We start from the raw sequence: 13,201 nt of genomic DNA, 5'->3' as shown, positions 1-13,201 counted from the left end.
GCACTAATGGACAAGCATGCACCCATTTACGTCGCAGGGCACCGGGGCTTGGTAGGCTCCGCTATCATCAGGAACCTCGAAGCTAAGGGATACACCAACATCCTCAAGCGCACCCATGCCGAACTTGACCTGACAGACGAAAAAGCCATTGATCAATTCTTTGCCGAACACAAGCCTGAATACGTCTTCCTGGCTGCGGCAAAAGTCGGCGGTATCGTTGCTAACAACACCTATCCGGCAGAATTCATTCGCGACAACCTCGCCATCCAGACCAACGTCATCCATAGTGCCTGGAAACACAATGTCAAGCGGTTGCTTTTCCTCGGCTCCAGCTGCATCTACCCCAAACATGCTCCGCAGCCCATGAAAGAAGAATACCTTCTGAGCGGTCCACTGGAGCCCACCAACCGCCCGTACGCCTTGGCCAAGATTGCTGGCATCGAAATGTGCTGGAGTTACAATCGCCAGTATGGCACCCAATACCTCGCTGCCATGCCCACCAATCTCTATGGCCCTGGCGACAATTACCACCCCGAGAACAGCCACGTCATCCCGGCCCTGTTGCGAAAATTCCATGAAGCCAAGCAGAACCACCAATCCACGGTCACCGTCTGGGGCACTGGTACCCCCAGAAGAGAATTCCTCTACAGCGACGATATGGCCGATGCCTGCGTTTATCTTATGAACTTGCCCCAAGGCCAATACCAGGCTCTATTGGGAAGTGACGAAAGCAAGACTGGCAGATTCGAACCGCCGCTTATTAACGTGGGTGTGGGTGAAGACGTCACCATCAAGGAGCTGGCTGAGCTCATTAAGCAGGCCGTGGGTTACCAAGGCACCATTGAATTTGACACTACAAAGCCAGATGGGACACCGAGGAAACTGATGAATGTGAGTAGGCTGACCAAGGTAGGGTGGAAGGCAAATACTGACTTAAAGGAAGGGTTGGCGCAGGCTTATAGCGATTTTAAGGTTCTTGCTGAATGAGTGTTCTGCGCAAACTTCATGCTATCTTGACACCAGCCGAACGTAGGCGTGCGATAGTTCTATTATTGCTGATGATCGTGGGAATGTTACTGGAAACATTGGGGGTGGGATTGGTTGTGCCGGTGGTGGGCATGATCATCCAGGGGGATTTGCTCAATCAGTATCCACTTCTCAGTCAAATAATCCACTTTTTCAGTATGGGAGGTCAGCTTGACATTGTTGCGGTTGCAATGTTGATCCTCGTAGGGGTGTATCTCGTCAAAAGTTTGTTTCTAAGCTTCTTGGTCAATTACCAGGCAAGATACTCATATGGGCTGCAGAAAAATGTATCTCGCCGCTTGTTTGAGCTGTATCTAAAGCAGCCATATACCTTTCATCTTCAACGTAATAGCGCGCAATTGATCAGGAATGTAACGACGGAGACCAATCTGTTTGCAATATCTACAAGTGCATTCCTGTTGATATTGACAGAAATTCTTGTGTTGATTGGAGTGATGTTGCTGCTATTGGTGATCGAGCCTATGGGTGCCACGGTTGTCTTATTGTCTTTGGGTATTTTTGGGCTCGCCTTTCTTAGCTTTTCAAGAAGGCATATTCTTCGCTGGGGGAGGGAAAGGCAGCATCATGAGGGTATGAGGATACAGCATATTCAACAAGGCCTTGGGGGAATTAAAGATGTACTCTTGCTGGGCAGGGAGAGCAACTTTATGCATCTCTACGCCAGTCATAATTCACTTGTGGCCAAAGTTGCCGGCTATCAATTCAGTCTGCAGCAAATGCCAAGGTTGTGGCTGGAATTTACAGCCGTCGTAGGTTTGGCAATTTTGGTACTGTTGATGACAACACAGGGGCGAGGTTTTCAGGAAATCATGCCTACTTTGGCATTGTTTGCAGCCGCTGCTTTCCGCCTGTTGCCCTCGGCCAATAGGCTGCTAGGCTCAATTCAGACTGTGCGATATGGCTTGCCGATAGTGAATATGCTGTATCGGGAACTGAGCCTTGCCATACGGCAGTCCACTGTGGCAGAAAGCAACATTCACTTTAATTCGGCAATAGAGCTGCAGTCTGTCGAATTCACATATCCATCCTCTGTATTTCCCACACTAAGGAATGTCAGCTTCAAGATAACCAAGGGACAGAGCATTGGCCTGATAGGCGAGAGCGGCTCGGGGAAAAGCACCGTTATTGATATCATCCTTGGGCTGCTAAAGCCACAGTCGGGGCATGTCATGGTCGATGGTCAAGATATTCATCAAGCACTGCGTTCCTGGCAGGACATGATAGGTTATGTTCCACAATCCATTTTTCTCACTGATGACAGCTTGAAACATAACATTGCTTTTGGGATGGCAGAAGAAAATATTGATATGCAAGCCCTGAATAAAGCAATCCAGGCAGCACAATTGCATATGTTCGTTGAGAGCCTGCCACATGGCATCGATACCGTTGTGGGCGAAAGAGGGGTGCGCTTATCCGGCGGACAGCGGCAGAGGATTGGGATTGCAAGGGCGCTTTATCATGATCCTGATATTCTAGTACTGGATGAGGCCACCAGTGCCCTGGATGAAGAAACGGAAAAAGAGGTCATGCAAGCTGTCGATATGCTGCATGGCAGCAAGACCATTGTTATCGTTGCTCATCGATTAACTACAATCCGTAATTGCGACCGCATCCTTAAGTTCCATGCAGGCGAGTTAATCCACTCAGGAACCGCTCAGGAATTACTGTCTGACAATATTCTCAAATAAATTAACCCATGATTACTCCAACAATTTTATGCTAACAAATTCTTCGATTTTAATTACCGGTGGCACAGGGTCTTTTGGACATACTTTTGTACCCATGACGCTGGCAAAATACAACCCAAAGCGATTGGTTATTTTCTCAAGAGATGAAATGAAGCAATGGGAAATGGCCAAACTTTACGGTAATGATAGTCGCGTCAGGTTCTTTATCGGAGACGTACGGGATAAAGACCGGTTAAGTCGAGCCCTGCATGGTATTGATTACGTAGTGCATGCTGCGGCAACCAAGATTGTGCCTACCGCAGAATACAATCCATTCGAATGTGTAAAAACAAATATCAATGGCGCCATGAATCTGATTGACGCCTGTATAGATCAAGGCGTTAAACGAGTCGTTGCACTATCCACTGATAAAGCCAGTAGCCCGGCCAATCTATATGGGGCAACCAAGCTGGCTTCAGATAAATTGTTTGTTGCAGGGAACTCATATTCAGGGATTGATGCTACAAGGTTTTCTGTTGTACGTTATGGTAACGTCATGGGGTCGAGAGGGTCTGTGATTCCTTTCTTTATGTCTCTTGCTGAGAGTGGTGTTTTACCGATTACTGATGACCGTATGACACGCTTCATGATTACCTTGGAGCAAGGGGTGGAGTTGGTCTGGCATGCTTTTGAGGATATGGTCGGTGGAGAAATCTATGTCAAGAAAATTCCATCCATGAACATTCTTGATATTGCCAAAGCAGTTGCTCCGGATGCCCGGCATGAAATAGTCGGCATACGTCCTGGTGAAAAATTGCATGAACAGATGATTGGTGAAGAAGACGCTCTCTATACCTACGAGTATCCTGAGCACTTCAAAATTTTGCCAGCCATTCACCAATGGAGCGAAGACCCTGAAAGAATCAATAACGGGGTAAAAGTTGCACCTGACTTCACCTACTCATCCAATAATAATAAAAAATGGATGACCACCTCACAATTGCAAGCCTGGATTAAAACTAATGCCAGCATAGTGGGAAAGATTTAAAACATGATCCCATATGGTCGACAAAATATCAGCGAAGCAGACATCTCTTCTGTTGTAGATGTGCTTCGCTCAGAATGGCTAACTCAAGGGCCAGGTATTGCTAATTTTGAGAATGCCATAGCAAATCAATGCCAAGCTCAATATGCTGTTGCAGTAAGTAATGCAACAGCCGCTTTACATATTGCTTGCTTAGCATTGGGAGTTACAGCAGGTGATTTCGTATGGACTAGCCCTAATACTTTCGTTGCAAGCGCTAATTGCGCTCGATACTGCGGTGCAGAAATCGATTTTGTAGATATTGATGCGTCTTCGCTCAATATGTCCGTAAATGCATTGCAACAAAAACTTGAAGTAGCAGAAAGAATCGGTAAGTTACCCAAAGTAGTCATACCTGTACACTTTTCAGGACTGCCATGTGATATGAAAGCTATCCATGCATTATCCCAAAAGTATGGGTTTCACATCATTGAAGATGCATCACATGCAATAGGCGCGCAGTATGATGGCCAACCTATTGGAGCTTGTGAATATAGTGACATAACAGTTTTTAGCTTCCATCCCGTAAAAATCATAACTACTGGCGAAGGAGGCATGGCCTTAACTAATAATTCACAGTTAGCTGATCGTTTGACACGCTTAAGAAACCATGGGATTGTTCAAAAAACGGAACAAATGCTTACATACCCCAAAGGCGCTTGGGAATATCAACAGCTTGAACTCGGATTCAACTACAGGATGACGAATCTGCAAGCAGCGCTAGGCTATAGTCAATTACAAAGACTGAATGAGTTTGTTGCTAAGAGAAGAGAGCTTGCTCGCAACTACTTCGACCTACTAGCAGACTTGCCTGTAACTCGCCCCCTGCAATCAGAAAACTCAGCATGGCATTTATATGCTATACGTCTTGATGCTGATAAAAGGAAAGATGTATTCGATGCCTTTAGACAAGCAGATATTTGGGTACAAGTGCACTATATTCCAGTACATACACAACCCTATTACCAAAAACTAGGATTCAAATGGGGAGATTTTCCGAATGCTGAAAATTATTTCTATCAAGCTATCAGCATTCCATTGTTTTTTGATTTGTCAGCAAGCGATCAAGAGCGGATTGTTTCTTTTTTAAGAAAAAAACTGTCATAACTTAAGCTTCCTCAGAATATAAAAAGTAATTATGAACAAAAAAACATTACCTTTAATTTTTGAATGCGCGAATGCTCATGGGGGAGACTATGCTCTTCTCCAACAAACAATTCAAGAATTCGGAAGTGTTAGCTATGATGAGAAATACATCAAATTTCAACCATTTCATCCTGACACTATAGCTACCAAAGATTATGAGTGGTACAACGTTTACAAAGAACTCTTTTTGCCTACGGAAAAATGGAAAGATATTATTGACTTATCTAGAAAGTACTTCAAAGGAGTTTTTCTAGATATTTTTGATACTTATGGAATTGAGATATTTATCCAAAATACGAAATTAATTAAAGGAATCAAGCTTCAGGCTTCAGTGCTGGATAATCAAGAAGTTATCGCCTCTCTTAAATCAACAGACCTTTCAAACAAATTTTTGGTATTAAATATTTCAGGGTATGAAATTTCACAAATTGAGCAGGTTATTAGTCAATTTAGCACTATCTCCCCTCGCGCTGAAATAATCTTGCAAATTGGTTACCAAGCCTATCCAACCAAGTTGGAAGATTCAGGCTTACAAAAAATCTCTATTATTCGTTCTGCTTTTCCAAACTATCAAATTTGCCTGGCAGACCATGTTGATGCAGAAAGTGAATGGGCAACAATACTTCCATTACTGGGAGTGAGTCTTGGCTGTTCGATTATCGAAAAACATATTGTGTTAAAAAGAGAGAGCGCCAAATATGATAAATTTTCTGCACTGCATAAGCATGAAATGCAGAGCTTGGCTGACAGATTAACAGCCTCTCAAAGTGCCTTAAAAGGTCCGTTTATCAGTGCAGCAGAAGCAAACTATCTTGCTAAAACTGTACAGGTCCCTATCTTAAAACACTCTTTAGCATCTGGTAGCTTGATATCAAAAACAGACATCATATTCAGACGCACATCCTCCAATGGTCTCACTTTCAAACAAATTGAAAACATTCAGTCTGAAAAGAAAGTAATTGATTTTGACTTAAAGCCGGGAGATGTTGTCCAAACATCAAACTTCAAAACAGCCCGCATCGGTACTATAGTTGCTTGTCGGATGAAATCCTCTCGATTAAAGAGTAAAGCCATATTACCAATAAATGGCATTGCATCCGTAGAACGATGTCTTAACAATGCCATTAAAATTCGGGGAGTACATGAAACTATTTTGGCAACTTCCGATTTAAAGGAAGATGCCATTTTAGCTAATTACACACTCAATGGAAAGGTTCGATTTTGGCAAGGCCATCCTGACGATGTGATTCATCGGTATTTAGGGGCATGTGAATTTTATAATTTAGATGTAATCGTGAGAATTACTGCAGATTGCCCAGTGGTTTCATCAGAAATAGCCGAATATCTTTTGAATCATCACTTCCAAACAGGGGCTGATTACACCGCCGCAAAAAACTTTTCAGTTGGAACATCCTGCGAAATCTATAATGTTCAAGCATTAAAGGAAGTAATTAATTATCTCGGCAGTGCTCAATACTCAGAGTATATGACTTGGTATATGCAAAACAATATAGATATATTTAAAGTTGAATTAGTGGACTTACCAACCGAATATATCAGGGATTACAGATTAACATTAGACTATCCTGAGGATATGGAACTATTCTCTGGCTTATTTGAGAGACTTGAGTCAGAAGGTAAAGAAGCATCGCTTAGTAATGTATTTAATATACTAGATCAAGACCCCAAACTAGCCACGTTGAATTCACATCTGGTCTTAAAATATAAGACCGACCAAGAGCTAATTGATCGCCTAAATGAAGTAACGAAAATAAAAATAAAATAACTATAAATATTATCGTCGAATAACATAACTATTAGGAATTACATATTCACATGAAAGATATTCAATCATTTTCGACTGAACAAGAAGCATTTTGGGCTGGGAGTTTTGGCTCTGAATACATATCTCGTAATCAAGGAAGTTCACTACTAGCTTCAAACCTGAATTTTTTCAGCAAAGCTCTGGCAAGTGCATTTAGCATAGAATCATGTATAGAATTTGGCGCCAACATTGGCATGAATTTACGTGCGATCAAACTTCTTTATCCTCAGATGGCATTGAACGCAATTGAAATCAATCCCGATGCTACAAAGAAGCTATCTGAAATAATGGATAATTCGAATATCTTTCACGGCTCAATATTAGACTACTCGGTAAAACAACAATTTGACTTATCTTTGATTAAAGGTGTTCTTATTCACATTAATCCAGATAAACTCAACGAGGTTTATCAAAAACTATACGACTCTTCAAGAAAATATATTTTGGTATGCGAATACTATAACCCTGCTCCAGTAAGCATTAATTATAGAGGACATACAGACCGCTTATTCAAGCGTGATTTTGCTGGTGAGATGCTTGAAAAATTTCCTGACTTGAAGCTTATTGATTACGGATTTTCATATAGACGTGACCCTTCTTTCCCTCAAGACGATATCACTTGGTTTTTAATGCAAAAGTCCTGAGAAAGCGTGTGAGATGCAGATTGCCTTCAGGGTAGATGCTTCTGTTCAAATTGGAACAGGGCATTTCATGCGGTGCTTAACTCTGGCCAGGGAGTTGTTAAAGCAGGGCGCTGAAATTACTTTCATTTGTAGACATTCCCTGCCTGCACTAACCAAGCTGCTAGAGCAAGATGGGATTAATTTCAAACAGTTACCTGCATCTCCAACTCCATTTGCCAATACTTCAGATATCTATGCTGATTGGCTTGGAACAACCCAGTTAATAGATGCTGAAGCCAGTATTGCGGCATTGTCCGACATGAAGGTCGATTGGCTGATTGTTGACCACTATGCGCTAGACCATACATGGGAAGAAAAATTAAAACCTCATACAGATAAAGTCATGGTAATTGATGATCTGGCAAATCGAAAACATCAATGCGATTTGCTGCTGGATCAAAACTACTACCATGATGGCGCGAACCCATACCACGGTCTGATACCACAGGCGTGTCAATTACTTCTGGGTCCTAGATATGCTTTATTAAGACCGGAATTTCGGCAGTTGAGAAGCCAAGTCAGACTCAGGGACAATCAGGTGCAGCGCATACTAATATTCTTTGGTGGTGTAGATGCCAATGATTACACTTCCAAAGCAATTGACGCCATCTCCACTATCGAACATCAAACGTTTGCGGTAGATGTTGTGATTGGTGACCAGCATCCGAATAAGGAAAATATCATTCAGGCTTGCCACCAGGTCGGCTACCAATGCCATATTCATACAACCAAAATGGCGGAGCTCATTGCACAGTCTGATCTGTGCATTGGTGCAGGCGGCTCGGCCACATGGGAAAGGTGTGCACTAGGCCTGCCCACTATTACGATCTGCGTGGCAGATAATCAGCGTGTACTTTGCCAAAACGCAGCGCAAGCCGGACTGATATATCTTCCGGAATGGGACTCCCAGCAGTTGACGAAAGAGATCAAAGTTCATGTCGAAGCCGTGTTGAAAAACCCTTTTTTGCGAAAAGAAATAAGCCAGAAATCCATACAATGGATTGATGTACACGGTGTAGAACGTGTTATCTCATACTTGAGCACGCTGGAGCTGACACTTAAAGTAGCTAACGCTGACGACATGCGATCCATTTTCGAATGGAGAAATCATCCGGAAATTCGTGCCATCTCAAGAAATCAGCGGGCTATTGACTGGGATAAACACCAAGCTTGGTACACCTGTATGTTGTCCAGTAATAAGATTAAACTCCTGATTGCTTACATGGACCAGAGTGAAATTGGTGTCGTCAGGTTTGACTTGGGTGAATTATCTGCTGAAATTTCAATTTATCTAATTCCCGGAATAACTCACAACCGCTTAGGTACAAAACTATTAGATGCTACCGAGAAATGGCTAAAATTACATCATCCAGAAATCCATGAGATATCGGCCGAAGTATTAGCCAATAATGTCAAATCTCAGCATTTTTTTTTAAAAAACGGGTTTACGGCCACATCCAGTCTGTTTACAAAGAGATTATATCAGTGAGAACTATCAAAATTGACTATCGAACGATTGGAGAGAGTACCTCTCCTTTCATTATTGCCGAAATGTCAGGCAACCATAATCAATCATTGCCACGTGCGCTGGAAATTGTAGAAGCTGCCGCAAAAACTGGCGCACATGCCCTCAAGATTCAAACCTATACGCCAGACACAATGACTTTGGATATAGATGAGCGTGAATTCCATATAGGCGATCCGAATAGTCTGTGGACAGGCACATCACTTTATAAGCTCTATGGCGAAGCATATACCCCTTGGGAATGGCATGAGGCCATTTTCAATCGCGCCAAAGAGCTCGGCATTATTGCATTCAGCACCCCTTTTGATGACACCTCTGTCGACTTTCTGGAGGCATTGAATGTCCCATGCTATAAAATTGCCTCCTTCGAAAATACTGACTTACCATTGATTCGTCGGGTAGCTGCTACCGGTAAACCTTTAATAATTTCAACTGGAATGGCTACTCTTGCAGAACTGGATGAAACCGTTAAGGCTGCCAGACAAGCTGGCTGTAAAGACTTGATATTACTCAAGTGTACCAGCACTTATCCTGCGTCTCCGGAAAACACTAATATTCTAACTATTCCGCATATGCGAGAAATGTTTCAGTGCGAAGTCGGCCTATCCGATCATACAATGGGTACCGGTGTCTCGGTCGCTAGTGTGGCATTAGGCGCAACTGTCATTGAAAAACATTTCACACTCTCACGAGCTGATGGTGGTGTAGATAGCACGTTTTCTATGGAACCTGATGAAATGCGACGATTAGTAACTGAGACTGAGCGTGCATGGCAATCACTGGGGAAAGTTAGTTATGGGCCAACTGAATCCGAAGCAAAATCAATACAATTCCGCCGGTCGCTGTATATTGTAAAAAATATGAAAGCTGGGGATGAACTTACAGAGGAAAATGTGAAAGCAATACGCCCTGGCTTTGGGCTTCCAACAAAATACAAAGAACTAATTTTAGGTAAAAAAGTAAATAAACCAGTAAAGTTAGGGACACCGTTATCTTGGGACTTTATTGGTTAATTGTTTAAATCATCATAATGAAATTCGTAATATTGTGAGCTCATCGATTCTTGACATAAAACACTCAACTCGCTCGTATACCCCTTCCTTAGTTCATTCAGAGTATAGACCTGATATAGATGGGTTAAGAGCGATATCCATTTTTGCAGTAGTTTTTTATCATGTATTCCCAATGTATATTTCTGGTGGGTTTGTTGGTGTTGATGTTTTTTTTGTAATTTCCGGATTCCTCATATCAGCTATCATAATTAACAATTTAGAAAAAGAAACCTTTAGTTTTTATGATTTCTATTTGCGCCGCATTAAAAGGATTTTTCCAGCATTAATTATAGTGCTGTTCTCGAGCCTTGTTTTTGGCTGGTATGTACTATTTACTGATGAGTATAAGCAACTTGGTAAGCACATTGCAGTAAGTATATTATTTCTATCAAATATTGCTTTATGGAATGAAGCTGGCTATTTTGATAGCGCTTCTGAATCGAAACCACTTCTACATCTCTGGTCGCTTGGCGTTGAAGAGCAGTTTTATATCCTATGGCCTCTCATAATTTATATATTTTGGAGATTTAAGACCAATTTACTTATTCCTATAATTGCTTTAGGAGTAATTTCTTTCTTTCTAAATACATACTATATTTCTGACAAACCTACAGCCGTATTTTACTTACCAATCTCTCGTTTTTGGGAGTTACTCGCTGGAGCCTTACTTGCATATCATGAAGTGAATAAAGGTAAAGTAAATTACATCTTTCATCGAAAATCATTTTTTGACCCTCATGCTAATAAAATCAAAAACGTACAGTCCGTTGTAGGCATTAGCCTTCTTCTTTTTGCAATCTTCACATACGATCAAAATACAAAATTTCCGGGCTGGGCAGCCCTCTTACCTGTTTTTGGCACTTTTCTTCTTATCTCTGCAGGTACAAATGCATGGGTAAATCGAGCACTTATCTCAAACTCTGGCTTAATTTGGATTGGGTTGATTAGCTACCCTTTGTATCTATGGCATTGGCCATTTTTAGTTTTTTCTAAAATTATCTATCCAGGATTTGATGATGAAATTCTTGCAAAAATACTTGTAATTTTCTTATCGATTATTTTTGCTTGGTTTACTTATAGATATATTGAGATACGCATTAGGCACTCTAAACACATCAGAACAATATCTATCTTAGTGATAACTATGGTCGGGCTCTTTGCTTTAGGCCTATCCGTTTACAATTCATTAATTATCCCAAGAGTGTCAGATGAGTGGAAAAAAGTTTCCGATGCAAGATTAGATAGAAACGCCCCACGAGGCTGGCAAAATAACATGTTGAAACCAGTTGTTATCGGTGAGCAATCTATAGCTCCATCAATTTTGTTTTTTGGAGATAGTCATATGGAACAGTATTATCCAAGAATTCAAGCGAATACTATAGATAAACTGGGGGGGGTTGACTCTGTTATGATCGCGACTGCAGGCGGTTGCCCACCCATTAAAGATGTAGATCGAATTGATGTTAAATATTCAATAGGTTGCCCTGATTTTTTTAATGCGGGAATGAAATTAGCTTTATCCTCATCAGTGAAGAAAGTTATTTTAGGTGCTTATTGGGATGGATATTTCTTAGGAAGACCGGCCCTTGATGCTGATCCGACATTAAAAGTAAGTCGGCTGTATCATACCGAAGATAATATCAAAACTATCATTCAGATTAATTCAAATCAATACAGTCGGCTTTTTGAGAAGCTAGAAACATCCATCTCTGAATTAAAAAAGAAAGGCAAACAAGTTTACATAATTCTGCCGAACCCCGCCTCTGAGCTGTATGATCCTGAATATTATATCCGTTCATATAAGAGACTATCTCTTACGAATTCCAATCCAGCCTTCCCGAAATTATCTAGAGACCAAGTTAATCAAGGTTTATTTGAAATAACAACAAGACTTAAAGTAATAGCTAATAAAACAGGAGCCATTACGCTAGATCCTCTTGATGACATTTGTAATTTTGATATATGTTTAACAGCAATTAATGGTTCTCCAATAAATCAAGATAAAGATCATTTAAGCTCCAGTTATGTAAAAAATCACATTAGATTTATTGATAAAGCTTTTACTGACAAGCTTAATTAAAGCTTTACATGACTTGATTGATCTATTAAAAATAGAAACAGTATGACTAGCCCAATAACCAATCCACTCTTCTTTTCTCAATTTTTACCGGAGGAGTTACAAAATCTAATTTTGCCTTATACAAACCATATAAAAGTTAGAAGTGAGCCTGACTTTTATGGTGCAAGTACAATTTTGTCAGACAAATTGAATTTAAAATATACACCTCGTTCATTTTCTTCTTGGTTTCATGGAGCACCAATAACAAAGCTTAAATTCCCAGAGCAGGTTATTTGGAGTAATAACTGGGTTAAGCATAGACTTGTTTCCAACTTAAGAATTAAATTCTTTTTAGAGTCTAAAGGAATAGATAAAGTACGGGCGATTGGCTCACCAATAATATACGTAGATGGAAATCAAGTAATTCGTAAAGAAAATAGTGTGTTAATAATGCTTGCTCACTCACTTTCATACGCGACATTTGATAGAAGCTTTCAACAAGCAATCGAACTTTCAAAGAAATTGGTAAGTGAAGGAAAATATGTTTGCTTTTGTGTTCATTCCGATTGCTTTGCTCAGAACAAAATTACTCCTGAACTTGATAAACACCATATAGATTGGTTTGTGGGTTCCTCTGTAAACGATGTGAATTCGCTTAGAAGGATGAGAAATATATTTGAGTATTTTGAAGTGGTAGGAAGTGATGCTATTGGCTCACATTTTCTTTACTCTCAGCTATTTGGATCAAAATTCTTTTTCATGAAGCCTTATTTCGAGTATAAAGCAGAGTTTTTTAAAAATGATCCAAACTGGGTTAGAAAACAAGAAGCTTTCACTCATACATTAATGGAGTATAGTGAGGCCGTAGTAAGGGCAAAGCACCCACAATATTTTGAGGGATGCCATAACGCGTTATGCAATAAAGAAATGGCTGAATACGAGTGTGGTATGACGGAAAAACTTGAACCACATGAGGTTGCAAATCTATTGGGCTGGAATATAAAGGATCAACTTATCTGCTCAGTACCTTATTATGGGTCAAAACTTGTAAGTAAAATCAAAACTAAAATTTCACGGATTTAACTTTTAAATTGCGAATACTAAATAAAATTA

General features: G+C 40.6%; 10 protein-coding genes. All 10 read left to right on the top strand.

From position 1 onward, the window contains the following. Positions 1–6: 6 nt before the first annotated feature. Genes ACW4YW_RS01680 through ACW4YW_RS01635 form a run of 10 tightly spaced genes read left to right on the top strand, consistent with a single transcriptional unit; the run spans position 7 to position 13,171 of the window. A complete protein-coding gene (locus ACW4YW_RS01680) occupies positions 7–987 on the top strand; it encodes a GDP-L-fucose synthase family protein (RefSeq protein ID WP_457135964.1) in 981 nt (326 codons plus the stop codon). Then, positions 984–2,735: an ABC transporter ATP-binding protein gene (locus tag ACW4YW_RS01675; protein WP_457135963.1), complete on the top strand. Its 1,752-nt coding sequence runs from the start codon at positions 984–986 to the stop codon at positions 2,733–2,735. Before ACW4YW_RS01680 ends, ACW4YW_RS01675 begins: the two co-directional genes overlap by 4 nt. A gap of 28 nt (positions 2,736–2,763) precedes the next feature. Then, positions 2,764–3,762: a UDP-N-acetylglucosamine 4,6-dehydratase (inverting) gene (gene pseB, locus ACW4YW_RS01670; protein WP_457135962.1), complete on the top strand. Its 999-nt coding sequence runs from the start codon at positions 2,764–2,766 to the stop codon at positions 3,760–3,762. Between the two features lie 3 nt (positions 3,763–3,765). Next, positions 3,766–4,905, top strand: coding sequence for a UDP-4-amino-4,6-dideoxy-N-acetyl-beta-L-altrosamine transaminase (pseC, locus tag ACW4YW_RS01665; protein ID WP_457135961.1), 1,140 nt, complete (start codon positions 3,766–3,768; stop codon positions 4,903–4,905). A 31-nt stretch (positions 4,906–4,936) separates the two neighbouring features. Continuing rightward, complete coding sequence (locus ACW4YW_RS01660; protein WP_457135960.1) at positions 4,937–6,730, top strand: cytidylyltransferase domain-containing protein; 1,794 nt, start codon at positions 4,937–4,939, stop codon at positions 6,728–6,730. Between the two features lie 50 nt (positions 6,731–6,780). Further along, positions 6,781–7,413 (top strand): pseudaminic acid biosynthesis-associated methylase, encoded by a 633-nt coding sequence (locus tag ACW4YW_RS01655; RefSeq protein WP_457135959.1) that lies wholly within the window; start codon positions 6,781–6,783, stop codon positions 7,411–7,413. A gap of 13 nt (positions 7,414–7,426) precedes the next feature. Then, on the top strand, positions 7,427–8,941 hold the full coding sequence (gene pseG, locus ACW4YW_RS01650) for a UDP-2,4-diacetamido-2,4,6-trideoxy-beta-L-altropyranose hydrolase (RefSeq protein WP_457135958.1): 1,515 nt from the start codon (positions 7,427–7,429) through the stop codon (positions 8,939–8,941). Then, complete coding sequence (gene pseI / locus ACW4YW_RS01645; RefSeq protein WP_457135957.1) at positions 8,938–9,990, top strand: pseudaminic acid synthase; 1,053 nt, start codon at positions 8,938–8,940, stop codon at positions 9,988–9,990. Before pseG ends, pseI begins: the two co-directional genes overlap by 4 nt. Positions 9,991–10,024: 34 nt before the next feature. Then, the gene (locus tag ACW4YW_RS01640; RefSeq protein ID WP_457135956.1) at positions 10,025–12,109 is read left to right on the top strand and encodes an acyltransferase family protein; all 2,085 of its coding nucleotides are present in this window, start codon (positions 10,025–10,027) and stop codon (positions 12,107–12,109) included. A 42-nt stretch (positions 12,110–12,151) separates the two neighbouring features. Further along, a complete protein-coding gene (locus ACW4YW_RS01635) occupies positions 12,152–13,171 on the top strand; it encodes a hypothetical protein (protein WP_457135955.1) in 1,020 nt (339 codons plus the stop codon). Positions 13,172–13,201 lie beyond the last annotated feature (30 nt).

The sequence above is a fragment of the Methylobacillus pratensis genome (genome assembly GCF_054072455.1).
Note: the sequence above shows the minus strand (reverse complement) of the source record. Positions and strands in the feature narration are given on the sequence as shown.